A 15,990-nucleotide genomic window follows, 5' to 3' on the forward strand; every position below is an offset into this window, starting at 1 on the left:
AGGGTCCTGATCGCGGACAGCCACTGCGGCCCCCGTTGATCCGGAGATGATTCTTACTCCGGAGCACAAAGTCGAGGTCGTCGACCAGATGCTGGGCCGGTATGGCCTTGATCTGTCTCGATGTGTCGCCTACGGCGATTCCATGTCGGACGCGCCACTCTTCCGTCATCTCACCGCGACCGTCGCGATCAACGCCGACCGGCATCTGACCGGTTTGGCCGCTGCCGAATATCAGGGTGACGACCTGGTCGAGGCATATCGGGTCGGCCGTACGCTGCTGAGCCAGGTGTGATCTCCTGGACGTCGGCCGCCTTGGCTGCTCCAGCGAGCCAGTAGGGACGGGCAAACCGATGGTGTCGCCGGCCGGGGAACGGTGTGCGTCGACGGTCCGCAGCTGTTCACGTCACAGGCGTTCGCCCGGAGCCAGGGTAGGGAACGGCACAAGGTCCACCCCGTTGACTGGCCTATGCGGTCCAGGGCGGCGGCAGGCTGACCGGCGAAGCGACCGCGGGACGCGTAAGCAGGTGCTTTGCGCGCCTTGGCGGTGTCAGCGCGCCGACTCGGGCGCGTTTTCACGCGCTTGCGAGCGCTTCGCGCGTTCTACCAGCCAGACCATGACGACCACCAATACATTCATTACCATCAGGATAATGAGATTGGCGCCGGGGCCCGCACCCACGGCACGGTTGAGTGTGGTCGCCTCACCCCCGGTGAACAGGGGGTTCACGATGCCGGCGATCACATTGTTCGAGACATGGAAGGCCATGGCGGCTTCCAGGCCGCCGCTGATGAGACCCATAGCGGCCGTGCATGCCGAGAAGACGATCAGATAGCTGACGAGCCACGGGTCCAGCGACACATGGACCAGCGCGAAGAGCGCGCCGGAGACGAGGATGGCGAAGGCGATGGCGAGGCGGGCGTTGCGGAACCAGGAGCCGGCGGCTGGGATGAGCGCTCCGCGGAACGCGATTTCTTCGCCTGCGGACTGCAGTGGGGTCGCGACGAGGGTGACGAGGATGATGGCGATGGTGGTCGCCCCGACGGCGAACGAGCCCCATCCCGTTGACTCCGGTGCGATCAGCAGAGTCGCGAGAAGAGTCAGGCCCACAAGAACGGCCGACCCCAGCAAATAGATGCCGACACGGCGCCGATCGAAGGCTCGGGTGTGGCGGAACACGGCCCGCCACGACACCTTGGCCATGGCCGCCACCAGCATCGTCATGAGTACGGCGGTGATGGCGGTGCTGATGCCGGTCGCGGCGATTGAGAGCGGCGTGAGGGAGGGCCTGTTCGGATCGGCCGGCCCCTCAATCGCCACGACCCCCTGGAAGACGATGACCTGGACGAGCAGAAGCGTCGCCGGGATCGCGACGAGAACGATGAGTGACTTCCACCGCGCCATGCGGAAGTGGACGCCGAAGGGGCGGTCGGGAAGGGTGCCCGGGAGCGCCCGCGCGGCGTCGCGGTCAGCCTGACCCTCGCTGGTGTTCACGGTCATCGTTCAGCGCTCACCGGAACGGGTTCGAACGCGGCGGCCACGACGATCGAGGGGAGAACCGGTATCGCTGAGGAGCCAGTCCTGCGCCGCCTTTCCGCGGCGCAGACAACAGTGCTGAACGTCGATGTCGTCATGTGATCACCCCACACCGTGTGCTGGGCACACAGTCAAGCGCGCCCAGGTGTCGAGGTCGTGGGCCGCGAAAGATCGACCGGTGGCGCTGACGGCACTCGACCGCTGTTCCCGCGACCTTGACCCTGTTGCCGGAACAGGGTGTCGAATGCCCGCGTGATTCTGACCTTGCTTGATGACTTGGCCCGGGTTGCGGCGGGCACCACCGCCGAGCAGTACGCACTGCCGACTCCGTCCGGCGGGTTCGATGTGCGGCGACTGCGGCAGCACCTCACCGGCGGTCTCATCTACTTCGATTCCGCCTTCGGCGACCCCGCCGCGGAAGAGCGAGGAGCAGACCCGCACGCGTACTCGGGGCCCGACCAGCTTGAAGCCGTCATCGCGCGGCTTTCGGCGACTCTGCGATCCGCGCTGGCGGCCGGGGTCGAGACGAGCATCGTGAACGTGCCTCACCTCGGTGGAGCGTTCCCCGGCTCCGTGGTCCTGGACATGCTGCTGATCGAGGTGATCACTCACGGCTGGGACCTAGCCGTCGCGGCTGGTCTGCCCTGGAACCCGGACGAGGCGACCGCCGAGCGAGCACTCGCCTTCTACCGGGCGACGATCAAGCCGGAGTGGCGTGGCCCCGGCATGGCGTTCGGCCCGGAGCACGCGGTCTCGCCCGACGCTTCTCCGATGGAACGGGTCGTTGCTTTCGCCGGCCGTGACCCAGGTTGGCTGCCGGCAACCCGTCGGTAAGGGCCGCCGTCGGAACCCGACGTCCCAGTGCGGTTGCGGGGAGGTAACACAACGGAGCCTGGTCAGAGGTGACGCATGTAGAAGCCCGCGAGCCGTTCGACGGCGGTGTCGACGTACTCGGGTTCGTCGTACATCTCGTAGTGGCGGGTGCCCTTGATGACCATGCGGTCGACGGGGTTGGGCGCTATTTCCCAGAGCCGCCGGGCGGACTCGTCGAAGCCGGTCCCGTCGATGTGCTCGGCCAGGACGAGCTGAAGCGGCTGGGTCATGAGCTGATCGACCAGGTGGTAGGCGTCGAAGCCGAGCAGCAGGGCGTCGCCGCGGGACAGGCGGCGGTTCGTCGAGTGCTCGTTGTGGCCGCGGTCGGTGCGGTAATACCTGATCGCCTGGAGCAGGTCGATGTCGGTGACGCCGGCCCGGCCTAGGCCGCCGCATCGGCGAAGAAGTTGCTGGTCGTCGGCATGGACGGCGCTGAGCACCTACTCGGTGGTGGACTACCGATGTGGTCGCCGGTGACTGTCGCTCTGCACGGGCAATGGCGTACCGCGTTATTCGCCCCGGGTTGTACCGGCCAGCCGGGCGAGGAACGCACGCTGGGCGTCATTGAAAACCATTTCCTGGTATGACGTGAGCAGCGTCCCGGTCCGGAAATCCACTTCCTTCCATCCGTCATAGGTCAGGTGGTCCAGCGCGACGTGGTAGTCGGCCACCAACTGGTCGATCTCATCGTCCGCGGTGTCCGGCCCGAGTGCGGCGAACCGCGCGCTCAGCGCGGTGACGACTTCCAGCAAGTCCGGCGAGGTCACCCGTCTGAGCAGGCCGGTCAGCCCGACCCGGCCCTCATCGTCCAGGCGGTGGTGCAGCAGCAGCATCACCTCACGGTCGTACTCGCGCAGCTCCGGGGGCAGGCCCGGACCGTCGCTGTCGACGCTCGCCAGCAATCCGGCCAGCTCGGGCGGCAGATCCGGCCTCGTTCCGGCGGCGCGCAGCTGGGCGATCACCTCGCGACGGGCGGTGAGCTGCTCGATCTGAGTGGCCAGTTCCCGGTCGAGATCGTCGAGTACCGCGTCGGCCCGCCCGGTCGCCCGCAGCATCGGACGGATCTCGTCGAGGGAGATGCCGAGTTCGGCCAACCGCCGGATACGCAGCAGCAGCACCAGGTCGCGCACCGTGTACTCGCGGTAGCCGTTCGCTCGTCGCGCCGGCTCGGGCAGCACCCCGACCTGGTGGTAGTGCCGCAGGGTGCGGACGCTGACACCGGCCAGCCGGGCGATCTCACCGCTGTTCATCCCACCTCCCGCCGTTCAGCCTACGAGCTCGGCCTCGGGCGCGGGCCGTGGCTCCAGGTCGCGCAGCGCCCGCGCGCCGATCGCGACGACGCCCACGACCAGCCAGACAACCGCGAGGACGACCGCGCCGGCGCGAGCGCCGCCCTCGGCGACAAGAATCGCGGCGCCGCCCATGCCGGCCGCCGGGGCGAGGGTGAGGAACGAGTTCTGCAGACTCATCACCCGCCCGCGCATCGCGTCCGGAATCCGCTCGACCATGAGGACGCCGATCAGGCTGCTGAACAACCCGTTGCCCAGCCCCACCAGAGCCGCCGCGCCCAGCACGAGCCAAGGGTCGGCCAGCGCCGCCATCGTGCCGAATCCGGCGATCGTGATCAGCATCCCGGTCACGAACCAGGTACGCCGGCGGCCCCGGCCGCAGGCCGCCGCGAATGTCCCGCCGCCGATCAGCAGGCCGACGGCGAGCGCGCTGAGCACCAGGCCGAGCATTTCGGGCCGTTGCTGGAGGGTGAAGTGGACCGGCAGGACCAGCGCTTGGAAGCCGGCCAACACCATGACCAGACCGACGCTGAGAAGCGTGGTGGTCAACAGAAAGGGCGAGCGGCGCAGCGTGTGCCAGCCGTCGCGCAACACCACCGGCCGCGGGCTCGCCCCGGTGTCGGTGGCCAGGATCACGCCGGACCGGCGCGGGATGAGCATGGTGACCGCCGCGGCCGCCGCCGAAGTCGCGGCGGTGACCCACAAAACGGTGACGCCGTCGAAGGCCGCGATCAGCACCGCCCCGGCTGCCGGCCCGATCAGCATGACCGTCGCACCGAGTGCCTCGCGCAATCCGAGCAGCCGCCCGGTGCTGATCCCCCCGGCCCGAACGATGCCCGGGATCATCGCCTCGCGGGCGGTCAGTCCGGGCACGTCGCCGAACGAGCCGATCACCGCGAACAGCACGAACCAGCCCAGCGCGAGCCCGACGGTCGTGTCCACCAAAGGCAGAGCGGCGATCGAGAGCGCCGAGATCACATCGGTGATCACCGAGGCCGTACGCCGGTTGATCTTGTCGATCACCACGCCCATCAGCAGCCCCGCGAGGGCCGCCGGCAGCGCCGAGGCGACGGCGACGGCCCCGGTGGCGAGCACACTGCCGGTGGTTTGGAGAACGAGCAGGGGCAGGACCACTCCGGCGATGGAGTTGCCCAGCATGGACAGGACGTAGGACGCGAGGTACGCCGAGGACGCGCGGTTCATGCAGCCATTGCAAACTGTGACGTCGCGTCGGGGTCAAGCCCTGGTCCAGATCTCCCGCGCCGCCGCAGCGATCTGCTCGCGGTCGGTGACATCGATGATGACTGGCCGGATCAGCGGGTGTGGGGGAGCGTCCGCTGTGTCGCGTACTCCGGCCAGGACGTGGTGTCCGCGTCCGGCGAGCCGCAGAGCCGTCGCTCGGCCGATGCCGCTGGAGGTTCCTGTGACGAGGTATCTCATGCCTGAGCTTTCTGAACTAGGTCGACTTCGATGGCGTCCGCCCTACAACGCACGATGCTCGGGTTTCGTTCACCGGCCGGATTCATCGAGAACGCGATCCCCACGACGTGAAGCCTCGCGATCCCGGCCGTTCCCGGGGTCGCGAGGCTTCACGGTTCGACAGCTGCTTCCGAAGGGCTAGCGAGCTGTCTTCCGCTGGTGAGCGCGCCATGTCATGGCTCTGGTGGCCGGGTCGTCGGTCGCGCCGGGCTTCAGGCGGTGAACCGCTTGCCTGTGCGGGGCCGCCTTGACGTGTTCCGGATTCGAGTAGGCCTCGTCGGAGACCTTCTTGAGGACGGCGATCCAGCTGTCGAGCGCCTCCCGGCCCCACATCTCGCCGGCTTCCGGCGTGAACGGCTCGGGGATCAGCCAGGGTTCATGGCTGGTCCACGGCGCGTCGATGCCGAAATCGGTCATCCGGTTCTGGACGTCGTGGATGTCGACCCCGGTTTCCTCCTTGAGCGTCTGCAGGCTGTAGCGGGTCATCTCCAGGCGCGGCGACGTCGCCTCGGGATGGGACCGGGTCACCCCTCGAATGGCGAGCAGGCCCTTCTCCATGTAGTTGTTGGCCAGCACGGAGAGGTCGGACACCTGCGCCATTCCCTCGGCACCCATCGCCAGCGACCAGGCGTACGCCTTCACCACCACCGGCACGTTGCCCCAGAACTCGCGGATCTTGCCGATGCTCTGCGGCCGGTCGTAGTCGAGGTGGTACCGGCTGCCGTCGAAGGCGACCAGCGGCGACGGGAGGAACGGCGCGAGCTCGGCGGAGCAGCCGTAGGCGCCGACCGCTGGTCCGCCGACGCCGCTCTTGGGCGCTCCGAACGTCTTGTGGAGCATGAACATGCAGGCGTCGAAGCCGATCTCGCGCGGGCGGAGCTTTCCGATGATGCCGTTGAAGTTGGCGCTGTCGTGGAAGGCGAGGCCGCCGGCCTCGTGGACGATGCGCACCCACTCCTTCATCTCCGGGTTGTAGACGCCCATGTCGTCGGGGTTGTTGACCATCAGGCCGGCGGTCCGGTTCGAGACCGCGGCCTTCAGCGCGTCCAGCGACGGATAGCCGTTCTCGTCGAGCATCAGCGTGACGACCTTGAACCCCGCCGCGGCCGCCGTCGCGGCGCTGGAGGGATGGGTCTGGATCGTGGTGATGATCTCGTCGCGCTGTTCGAGCTCGCCTCGGGCGGCGTGATAGCCGCGCGTCACGGCGCAGTTGACGTACGCCGCCTCGGCGCCGCCGCCCGCCTGGAAGACGAACTGATCCATTCCGGAGACCTCTCGGAGGATCAGGTCCATCCGGTGGACGATCTCCAGTGTGCCCTGCAGGGTGTCCTCGTGCTGGAGAGGATGCACCTCGGTGATCTCGGGCCGCCAGGCGATCGCCTCGTTGACCGCCGGGTTGTATTTCATCGTGCAGGTGCCGAACAGACTGATACCCATCATGCCGAGCGTCTGCTGCGACAGGCGCAGATAGTGATAGAGCACCTCCGGCTCGGAGAGCTCCGGCAGGGCCGGCCGACTGCGGCGGCGCACACCGTCCGGGATCAGGCTCTCGGCCGGTTCGACGGCGGCCTCGACCTCTTTCTCTACCCGGTTGAACAGCACCCCGCGCCGGCCCGCGGCGCCCATCTGGTGGATGACCGGCTCGTGCCAGACCGGCGCCTGATATTCCTTCGGTTCGATGCTCATCACGCGATCGCCTTCCTGAGCGCTTCGACCAGGCGCTCGATGTCGTTCAAGGTGTGGATCTCGGTGACGCAGTACAGAGCGCTCGCGCCCAGTTCGGGGAATTCTCGTGACAGGTCCTTGCCGCCGAAGATGCCTTGCTCCCGCAGCGATTCGTTGATCTCGCCGACGTCCCGGCCGGTGCCGTCGAAGTTGACGACGAACTCCTTGAAGAAGCCCGAGGGGAAGATGACGCGTACGCCTTCGATCTCGGCCAGTTGCCGCGCCGCGTGATGCGCCCGCTGCAGGATGACGCCGCCGATGTCCTCGAAACCTCTCGGGCCCATCAGCGCCATGTAGGTGGCGGCGGCGATCGCCCACATGTAGACCGAATGACCGGTCCAGTCGTTGCCCTTGTCGCGCAGGCCATACGAGGTCTGCTCGAACAGGCTCAAGCCGAACCCGTACTCGCCGGGCTCGATCGTCTCGGCGATGCTGATGAGCAGCGTCGGATACTGGTGGGCGTAGCGCTCGTCGTCGCGGGTGGCGATGAAGCCGCCGACCCCGCCGCCGGTGTTGAGATGGACGCCGAGGGGCTGGATGGTGCCGACGACGATGTCCGCGCCGTAATCGGCGGGTGCGGCGAGCACGCCGAGCGAGATGGGGTCGACCCCGACGATCAACTCGGCGCCCGCCGCGTGGGCGATCTCGGCGATGGCGGCACCCTGATTCTCGATCACGCCGAGATAGGAGGGCGTCTCGAAATAGACGGCGGCCGTCTGGTCGCCGACCGCGGCGCGCAGGTCGTCCAGGTTCATCAAGCCGGTGGCCGGGTCGTAGTCGACCAGGCGTACGCCGATGTGGTTGGCCATCTCGACCGGCTCGCAGTAGTTGCGGATCACCGAGAGCCGCTCGGGGTCGATGGCCCGGACGACCGCGACCTCGTTGCGCCCGGTCAGGCGCGAGGCCATCCGCAGCGCGTAACCGGCCGCGGTTCCCCAGCTGCGCACCGGGAGGCCGACCATGTCCAGATCGACGAGCTCGGCCAGCTGGCTGCAGAATTCGAACCACGCCTGGTTGCGGCCGTGGTCGGAGCTGGGTTCGCCGAAGACGGAGGTGAGCCACTCGTTACGGCGCACCACCTCGTCGCAGGCGGCGGGAACGTGATGTTGCCAGCTGCCCGCGCCGAGGAAGTTGAGGTTCTGCTCGACGGTCCGGTTCTTCGCCAGGATGCCGATGAGGTGCCGGCTGAGCGCGCTCTCGCTGAGCGCCGGCGGCAGGTCGATCGGACGCTCGGTGCGGTGGTCGGCCGGGATCTGGCTGAACAGCTGGTCGATGCTGTCGGCGCCGATCGCGTCGAGCATCTCCCGCTGAATTGTCGGCACCGAGTTGGCCATGTACGGATGTGCCGTGTTCTCTCCCATGGGACGGTTCCTTCGGTAGATGAGAAAGGGCTGCGGTCACGCCTCCACTTTGAAGAGCGTGCTGCGGTTGGGGCCGGTTTCGATCCGGACAAAGCCGGCCAGCATCGCGTCCACCTCGGCGTCGCCGGTGTCCACGTGCAGTGATGCGGTTTCGAGGGCGATCAGCTTCTCCAGGCTGGAGACGACGATGATGCGGTCGCGTCCGGCGCGGCGGATCACCTCGGCGCTGATCTGCTGGTTACCCCGTCCGAACAGGCTGCCCTGGCCGCCGAGCACGCCGACGACGATCCACGTCTCCCGGCCCTGCATGGCCTCGAGAATCCCCTGCTCGTCGAGATCGACACCGACAAATTCGCCGTCCACGACGGCGTCGACGCCGAGCAACGTCGAAGACAGGCCGAGAGCATGGGCGACGCGGCGTGTGGTCGTTCCCGGACCGAGGATGTAAAGGCGGCCGGGCCGCATGCCGGCGGCGACCTGCCGGGCCGCGAGATCCAGCGAGGCTTCGCTGCTCATCCCCGATCCGGCTTTGGCGTTCTGCGACAGGTGACGCTCGTACGGACTGCGGGCGTAGCCGTAAAGCCGCGCGGAAAGGCGATCACCGCGAAAGGCGGCTTCGTCGAGATCCATCACCTCGGCTTCACGCAACCGCGCGGCCGGACTGCCCGCGAGGAAGAGGGCGGCGAGGTGTCCGGCATTCCGCGGGCTGGTCCCGAACACCGCGGAATGCATCTTCACGCCGGCCGGCACACCCAGCACTGGCACACCGTCGCCCACCGCCGACAGAACATCACGCGCCGTCCCGTCGCCACCGACGAACAGAAGGAGGTCGACCGACCGCGCTGCCATGATCTCGGCCGCCGCTCGCGTGTCGGCGGACGTGGTCGGGCCGGGCGCCGATCTGTGCACCACCTCCACATCGAGACCGGCTGTGCGGGCCACGTCCTCGCCCGACTCGCCGGAACCGGTGAGAACGCGCAGCGGCGTCGCGGAATCGCTCAGCCTGAGCACGGCGCCGCGGGCGCGATCTTCGGCGGCCGGGCGTGCGCCCCGGCGCCAGGCTTCCCGCAGGACGTCCTCACCGTCGGTGCCTTTGAGCCCGACACTGCCGCCCATTCCCGCCACGGGGTTGATGATGAGGCCGAGTGTTGCGCCTTCGGCTGGCATGTCGCCTCCTGGAGGATGCTCGTTGATCCCGTCCCCACGCGTTCGTCAGTTCGCCCGGTTTCCTTGGCCGGTCGGGGATCGCTGATTGCGCCTGTCGTAACCTCATGAACTCGTACGGTCACTGACGTGTTCAGAATGTGAGGCGCCGCACGCCCGGACGGCCCGCCGGTGCGGTCAGGCGCCTCGGCGCAGCGCGATGGCGTAGGACAGGGCCTTGCGCAGACCCGGCATCTCCTGCTCGACCCGATCGGCCAGGGCGCGGATGGCGCGCTTGTGCGCTCTCAGTTCGCGCCAGCGGAACATGGTGCCCACCAGTCCGTCGACCACCAGGGTGATCAGCACACCGTCGGCGAGGGGGACCGATGCGGGTACGGATTCTGTCCGTACCGTGTCGCGGATCCGGTCGCGCAGCGCCTGAATCTGCGGGGGATCGGCGGCGGCGATTTTCGTCCGCCGGATCGGGCCGAAGACCTGATGGTGCTCGACCGTGATGTGGCCCCGGTCGGCAAGGTGGTCGCGGACGACGCGCTCGGCCCTGTCCCATCGGCTCTCCAGCACGCTGAACCAGCTTCGAACCTGGTTCGGCGCAACGTCGCCGAGCACCTCCGCGAGAAACGGGTCGATAGTGGCCGGTGTCGGGGCGTTCGTTCGCTCGGCCTTGCCGCCGCGGTCGTGCAGCAGCCCGGCGATGCGAAGCTCGGCGACCGCGGCGGCGCAGAGCAGCGATCCGCGAACCGATTCGCTGTCGTCGTCGAGCCGGCCCCTCTCGGGCTGGAGGCTGAGAAGGAAGAGCTGGTGGGGCAACGGCAGGGCTTCGACTGTCGGTCTCGACGCGAGTCAAGACGCGCACTGCGCATTCGGTGTCGCGGCTCTGTCGGCTTGACTGTGTCGTGAGAACACGGCTTCCACTCGAGAGAAGTCGAAACAGCAGCCCGGCCCCGACCGGCCCGGCCGCTGGCTTCGTTGCCGATGGTGCACCGAGTGGAAGGACGGACGGCGATGCCCGTTGCGGTCTGCAGGAAACCCGAGGCGGATCCGGCGGCGCGGGAGCAGTGCATGCGTGAGCTCTATGCGGCCACCGCGGCTCAGCTGAGGCGTTACCTCGTGCGTCTGTTCCCGGGGCGGCCCGAAGACGCCGAGGATCTGCTTCAGGAGACCATGTTGCGGGCCTGGCGCAGGGTCGACGACTTGCCCGCCGACGTCGATGGGCGGCGCCGTTGGATGTTCACGGTCGCGCGGAACGTGGCGATCGACGCGGTCCGCAGCAGGATGGCCCGGCCGGCCGAGGTCTACGGAGAGCTCGGCGTGTTTGCCCTGGCGGTTCCCGACGAGACCGACCGTCTGGTCGACCGGCAGGTGCTGGGGGACACCCTGGCCCGGCTGACCGAGCGGCAGCGAGCGGTGCTGGTGTCGCTGTACTGGACGGACCGGTCGGTGGCCGAGACCGCCGTGAGCCTGGGCATCCGGGAGGGGACGGTTCGTTCGCGCTCGCACTATGCCCTGCGCACCGTCAGGGGCATGTTGAGCCGCATCGACCCCGGCTAGGGGTGATGTCCAGCCGGCCTCGGCCGTCCGCATCCCCGATCGGGACGTCTTGCGGACGGCCGAGGCCGGGGGATCAGAGAAACGGGGTTGCCAGGCGTGGATGAGGCCGGGCGATCCTCGACCTTCGAGGCGGTTTCCGTTGGGCGCGGAGAGCCGGCATCACGTTGTGTTTGGTTCCTGCTATACCGATAGAATGACTAGGTTTTGGGTATGACAATCCAGTCCGTGACCGTTCCCGGCGAGTTTCTCGATCTTCTGGAGCGGCCCCTGATCGCGCATCTGGCGACTGTGCGCGACGACGGCGCCCCGCAGGTGAATCCGATGTGGTTCAGCTGGGACGGCGAGTACATCCGGTTCACCCACACGAACTTCCGCCGCAAGTACCGCAACGTCACGGCGAATCCGGTGGTGTCCTTGTCGATCGTCGACCCGGCCAACCCGTACCGGTATCTCGAGGTTCGGGGTGTCGTCGAGCGCATCGACGCGGATCCGGCTGGTGCGTTCTTCGTCGAGCTGGCCGAGCGGTACGACGCTCCGTTCGGCGCCACGCCGCCGCCCGACGCCGCCGCCCGCGTGATCTTCGTGGTGCGCCCCACCGCCACCAGCGCGCACTGAGCAACAGTTCCACCGGGTGACGTGGCTCCGGTGGCGTCGGGCGGACATCGTTGCAGCAGGGTCTGGTTGGTGTCGCTGACGGTGCTCGACGGTGTTGCCCGGGTGGCTCGAAGGTCGCGGTCAGCGCCGGGGTGAGCGGTGGCCGCCTGGTAGGCATACTGAAAATGCCTGATTGAATATTTTGTCGGGTTAATTCCGGAGAATCAGATAGATAGCAGATGATGCTTCTGAGGTATCACGTTTCGCATCACTGACAACCATCGAGCCGACTACCTGAACCGGGGCTTCTCCAGGGATAATCTCCCGGTGGATCTCGTGGGCCGGCGCTCGGAGCGTGACACGGTCGAGAAGTTCCTCTCGCTGGCTGGGGCCGGGCGCAGCGGCTCTCTCGTGGTGCGCGGGGAAGCCGGGATCGGGAAGACCGCCGTGCTCGAGTACGCCCGGCGGGCAGCACTCGCCGAGGCCTTCCGGGTGGAGTCCTCGGTCGGCGTCGAGTCCGAGACGCAGTTCGCGTTCGGCGCGCTGCACCAGTTGTGTGCCCCCCTGCTGGATCGCACCGGCACACTGTCCGAGCCGCAGCAGGCCGCTCTCGGGGTGGCGTTCGGGCTCCACGGCGGCGCCGCGCCGGATCGGTTCCTGGTCGGGCTGGCCATTCTCAACCTCTTGGCCGAGGTCGCCGAGGAGCAGCCGTTGCTGTGTCTCGTCGACGACGCGCAGTGGCTGGATGAGGCATCGGCGCAGGTGCTGGCCTTCGTGGCCCGGCGGGTGGGGGCCGAGAGGCTGGCCCTCGTCTTCGGCCTGCGCGACACCGACGACGGCGACCGCCATCCGTTGACCGGGTTACCGGAGCTGACTCTGGAGCCGCTCGGCGCGTCCGATGCGCGTGCGCTGCTCACCGCTGCGGTAGGGACACCACTGGACGAGGGCGTGCGCGAACGGATCCTCGCCGAAGCCTGTGGCAACCCGCTGGCGCTGCTGGAGCTGCCCCGCAGCCTGCGGCCGGCGAATTTCGCGGGCGGCTTCGAGTTGCCCGACGCGCTCAGCGTCCCGCACCGCATCGAGGAGAGCTTCCGGCGCCGTTCCCGTAGCCTGCCCCCCGAGACGCAGCTACTGCTGCTGGTCGCCGCGTCCGAACCGACGGGCGACGCGGCGCTGCTGTGGCGCGCGGCCGCGGGTCTGGGCCTCACTTACGAAGCAGCGACGCCCGCCGAGGTCGCCGGGCTGGTGGAAATCGGCGTCCGGGTACGGTTCCGCCATCCGCTGGTGCGTTCAGCGGTGTATCAGGCAGCCATGCCGCCGGACCGTCGCCGCGCCCACGGCGCGCTGGCCGGCGCGACCGACCCGAAGACCGACCCGGACCGCCGTGCCTGGCAACGCGCGCAGGCGGTGCTCGGGTTCGACGAAGAAGCGGCCGAAGGGTTGGAGCGCTCGGCCGAACGAGCGCGAGCCCGCGGGGGTGTGGCCGCCGCGGCCGCGTTCCTGCAGCGCGCAGCCGAGCTGACGCCGGCACCCGCGCTTCGCGCGCGACGCGCACTGAACGCCGCGCAAGCCAAGCACGAGGCCGGCGCGACCGAGGCCGCTCTCGAGCTGCTGGCGGTCGCGGCCGCCGGGCCACTGGACGCCCTGCCCCGCGCCCGCCTCGAATTGCTCCGCGCCCAGATCGCGTTCCACCAGAGACGAGGTGGCGACGTGCCGGGGATGCTGCTCGACGCGGCCAAGACACTCGCCCCGCTGGACCCGGTGCTCGCCCGTGAGACCTATCTCCACGCGCTCGACGCCGCGATCCACGCCGGGCGCCTCGCCCGCGGACGCGGATCGATCGAGGCGGCCGAAACCGCTCTCGACGCGCCCGCGCCCTCGACGCCGCCGCAGCCGGTCGATCTGCTGTTGGACGGACTGGCCACGAGGTACACGCAAGGGTTCGAGGCAAGTGTCATCCCCCTGCAGGCGGCACTCGAGACGCTGCGCGACCACGACTCCCGAGTGAACGACGGCGACCTGCGCTGGCTGTGGCTGGCCTGCCACGTCGCGGCGATGGTGTGGGACGACGAGGCACTCTACGTCCTGGCAGTGCGCGCGGTCCGGCTCTCCCGCGAGGCCGGCGCGCTGTCCATGCTTCCCGCCGCCCTCAACGCCGTGGCCTCAGTGCTCGTGCTTCATGGCGATCTTGCCCGAGCCGCCGAGCTGGCCGCCGAGGAAACCGCGATCACGCAGGCCACCGGGGCTCCGCCGCTGCCCAACGCCCGGCTCATGATGGCCGCCTGGCGTGGCCGGCAGGCCGAAACCCTGGAACTGTACGCAGCCGTGGTCGAAGAGGCGACGGTGCGGGGTGAGGGGGCAACGGTCGGCCTGGCCCAGGCCACGCTGGCCGCGCTGCACAACGGCCTGGGCAACTACGACGAGGCCCTCGCCGCCGCGCAACCGCCATGGGAGTACGACGACTTGGCGTACAGCAGCCTTGCCCTGCCCGAGCTCATCGAGGCCGCATCCCGTGTCGACGAGCCGAAACGTGCGGCCGCCGCGCTGGAACAACTCAGCTCCCGGGCCCGCGCCAGTGGGACGCAGTTCGGGCTGGGGCTAGCCGCGCGCTCCCGTGCCCTGCTTACCACCGGTCCGGCCGCCGAGGAGCACTACCGCGAGGCGATCGAACGTCTCAGCAAATGCCGGATGGCCGTCTACCTCGCCCGCACCCACCTCGTCTACGGCGAATGGCTACGCCGCGAACGTCGCCGCCAGGACGCCCGCGACCAGCTCCGCACCGCCTACAACCTGCTCTCGGGCATGGGCGTGGAAGCGTTCGCGGCGCGCGCGGCCCGCGAGCTGCGGGCCACCGGCGAGCACCCGGGCAAAAGGAACGCCCAACCCGCCGACGCGCTCACCGCCCACGAACTGCACATCGCCCGCCTAGTGGCCACCGGGGTCACCTCCCGCGAGGTCGGCGCACAGCTGTTCCTGAGCCCACGGACCATCGAGACCCACCTGCGCAAGATCTTTCGCAAGCTTGGCATCACCTCACGCCGCGAACTCAGAGAGCTCCACCTCCCCTGACCGGGCCGGTGCGAACCGGCCATGCCGGCCGGTGACGCACCGGTAACTCCTACCGACGCGAAAGTCCGGCCGCGACTGTCAGCCTGGCACGATGACTGATCAGATGAAGGCCGTTGTGCTGACCCGTTTCGGTGGGGCCGATGCGTTCGAGTTGTGCGACGTCGCCGTGCCGCAAGTCGAACCCCGCCAGGTGCGAGTGCGCGTTCATGCGACCACCGTCAACCCGCTCGACTACAAGATCCGGCGCGGAAACTATGCGGATTATGTGCCGCTCCCGGCGATCATCGGCCACGACGTCTCGGGGGTGGTCGAGGAGGTCGGTTCGCATGTGACGGAGTTCCGGGTCGGTGATGAGGTGTATTACACGCCGCGAATTTTCGGCGGTCCGGGGTCCTATGCGGAGCAGCATGTCGCCGACGTCGATCTCGTCGGTCGCAAGCCGGAGAACGTCAGTCATCTGGAGGCGGCGAGTCTGACTCTGGTGGGTGGCACGGTGTGGGAGGCGTTGGTGACGCGGGCTCAGCTCACCGTGGGGGAGACGATCCTGATCCATGGCGGTACGGGTGGTGTCGGCACGATGGCGATTCAGGTCGCGAAGGCGATCGGCGCGCGAGTGATCACCGTTGCCAGGGCCGGGAATCATGAGTTCGTGCGTTCGCTGGGGGCGGATGAGGCGATCGATCCCGACTCGGCGGATTACGTCGATGCGGTGGCCGAGCTGACTGGCGGCCGGGGGGTCGATGTCGTCTTCGACACGATCGGTGGTGACACGCTGACCCGGAGCCCGTTGACGCTCGCGGATGCTGGGCGGGTCGTGAGCATCGTCGATATCGCGCAGCCGCAGAATCTTATCGAGGCGTGGGGTGTGAACGCGGCCTATCATTTCGTTTTCACGCGGCAGAACCGGGGGAAGCTGGACGCGCTCACTACGTTGGTCGAGCGTGGTCTGGTGAAGCCGGTGATCGGTGCGACTCTTCCGTTGGCTCGAGTGGGTGAGGCTCATGGGCTGTTGGAGGACAGGGGCTCGTACATGCTGCGCGGCAAGGTCGCGATCGATGTGGCGGGCGAAACCGTCGCGCTTCCCCACGCAACTCGTAATGGACGGCACCCCGGGCCGGCCGTCGGGGCGTGCAGACCTTGACCATGTGCCTACAACAGGCTGTGGGATCACCGCATCGGCTCAGAAGGGATGACAACTGTTGGCGTGTTGGTGGCCATTAGTGCTCACTAGTTGGCAATAATGGACTTGGTGAACTTGAAGGAATGGGCGGCGGCCACGGGAGTCTCGTACGCGACGGCACGTCGGCGTTACGAGTCCGGGACGTTGCCCGTTCCTGCTACTGGCCGGCGTGCT

Annotated in this window: 15 protein-coding genes; 6 read left to right on the forward strand and 9 right to left on the reverse strand. The window is 68.4% G+C overall.

Going from position 1 to position 15,990, the window contains the following annotated elements; all coding sequences use genetic code 11:
- Positions 1-46: 46 nt before the first annotated feature.
- Positions 47-292: an HAD hydrolase family protein gene (locus EER30_RS38380; protein WP_127506315.1), complete on the forward strand. Its 246-nt coding sequence runs from the start codon at positions 47-49 to the stop codon at positions 290-292.
- A gap of 255 nt (positions 293-547) precedes the next feature.
- Here the strand turns inward: EER30_RS38380 and EER30_RS38385 are convergent, their stop codons facing one another.
- Positions 548-1,492: a CPBP family intramembrane glutamic endopeptidase gene (locus EER30_RS38385; RefSeq protein WP_164842635.1), complete on the reverse strand. Its 945-nt coding sequence runs from the start codon at positions 1,490-1,492 to the stop codon at positions 548-550.
- 294 nt (positions 1,493-1,786) lie between these two features.
- Between EER30_RS38385 and EER30_RS38390 the strand changes: the two genes are divergently transcribed.
- A complete protein-coding gene (locus EER30_RS38390) occupies positions 1,787-2,368 on the forward strand; it encodes a TIGR03086 family metal-binding protein (RefSeq protein WP_205650597.1) in 582 nt (193 codons plus the stop codon).
- A gap of 62 nt (positions 2,369-2,430) precedes the next feature.
- On the opposite strand, the gene EER30_RS38395 is transcribed toward EER30_RS38390, so the two are convergent.
- From EER30_RS38395 to EER30_RS38430, 8 genes are all read right to left on the reverse strand, one after another.
- The gene (locus tag EER30_RS38395; RefSeq protein WP_127506320.1) at positions 2,431-2,847 is read right to left on the reverse strand and encodes an alpha/beta hydrolase family protein; all 417 of its coding nucleotides are present in this window, start codon (positions 2,845-2,847) and stop codon (positions 2,431-2,433) included.
- A 69-nt stretch (positions 2,848-2,916) separates the two neighbouring features.
- A complete protein-coding gene (locus tag EER30_RS38400) occupies positions 2,917-3,657 on the reverse strand; it encodes a MerR family transcriptional regulator (protein WP_127506321.1) in 741 nt (246 codons plus the stop codon).
- A 15-nt stretch (positions 3,658-3,672) separates the two neighbouring features.
- Positions 3,673-4,899, reverse strand: coding sequence for an MFS transporter (locus tag EER30_RS38405; RefSeq protein WP_127506323.1), 1,227 nt, complete (start codon positions 4,897-4,899; stop codon positions 3,673-3,675).
- A gap of 33 nt (positions 4,900-4,932) precedes the next feature.
- Positions 4,933-5,136: an SDR family NAD(P)-dependent oxidoreductase gene (locus tag EER30_RS38410; protein ID WP_127506325.1), complete on the reverse strand. Its 204-nt coding sequence runs from the start codon at positions 5,134-5,136 to the stop codon at positions 4,933-4,935.
- A gap of 177 nt (positions 5,137-5,313) precedes the next feature.
- A complete protein-coding gene (gene gcvPB / locus EER30_RS38415) occupies positions 5,314-6,861 on the reverse strand; it encodes an aminomethyl-transferring glycine dehydrogenase subunit GcvPB (RefSeq protein ID WP_127506327.1) in 1,548 nt (515 codons plus the stop codon).
- Entirely contained in the window at positions 6,861-8,261 is a 1,401-nt protein-coding gene (gcvPA, locus tag EER30_RS38420) for an aminomethyl-transferring glycine dehydrogenase subunit GcvPA (protein ID WP_127506329.1), read from the reverse strand. The genes gcvPB and gcvPA overlap by 1 nt, the downstream gene beginning before the upstream one ends.
- A 36-nt stretch (positions 8,262-8,297) precedes the next feature.
- On the reverse strand, positions 8,298-9,428 hold the full coding sequence (locus tag EER30_RS38425; protein WP_127506331.1) for an ATP-NAD kinase family protein: 1,131 nt from the start codon (positions 9,426-9,428) through the stop codon (positions 8,298-8,300).
- Positions 9,429-9,602: 174 nt separating this feature from the next.
- Positions 9,603-10,232 carry a GOLPH3/VPS74 family protein gene (locus tag EER30_RS38430; RefSeq protein WP_164842636.1) on the reverse strand — a complete coding sequence of 210 codons (630 nt, stop codon included), beginning with the start codon at positions 10,230-10,232 and terminating at the stop codon, positions 9,603-9,605.
- Between the two features lie 252 nt (positions 10,233-10,484).
- Between EER30_RS38430 and EER30_RS38435 the strand changes: the two genes are divergently transcribed.
- From EER30_RS38435 to EER30_RS38450, 4 genes are all read left to right on the forward strand, one after another.
- Positions 10,485-10,973, forward strand: coding sequence for a sigma-70 family RNA polymerase sigma factor (locus EER30_RS38435; RefSeq protein ID WP_164842637.1), 489 nt, complete (start codon positions 10,485-10,487; stop codon positions 10,971-10,973).
- A gap of 210 nt (positions 10,974-11,183) precedes the next feature.
- Complete coding sequence (locus tag EER30_RS38440; RefSeq protein ID WP_127506337.1) at positions 11,184-11,588, forward strand: PPOX class F420-dependent oxidoreductase; 405 nt, start codon at positions 11,184-11,186, stop codon at positions 11,586-11,588.
- A gap of 306 nt (positions 11,589-11,894) precedes the next feature.
- Positions 11,895-14,636, forward strand: coding sequence for an ATP-binding protein (locus EER30_RS38445; RefSeq protein ID WP_240670565.1), 2,742 nt, complete (start codon positions 11,895-11,897; stop codon positions 14,634-14,636).
- A 91-nt stretch (positions 14,637-14,727) separates the two neighbouring features.
- Positions 14,728-15,777, forward strand: coding sequence for a zinc-dependent alcohol dehydrogenase family protein (locus tag EER30_RS38450; protein WP_127506339.1), 1,050 nt, complete (start codon positions 14,728-14,730; stop codon positions 15,775-15,777).
- Positions 15,778-15,990 lie beyond the last annotated feature (213 nt).

It is taken from the genome of Actinoplanes solisilvae (assembly GCF_003999975.1).
GTDB classification, from domain to species: domain Bacteria; phylum Actinomycetota; class Actinomycetes; order Mycobacteriales; family Micromonosporaceae; genus Actinoplanes; species Actinoplanes solisilvae.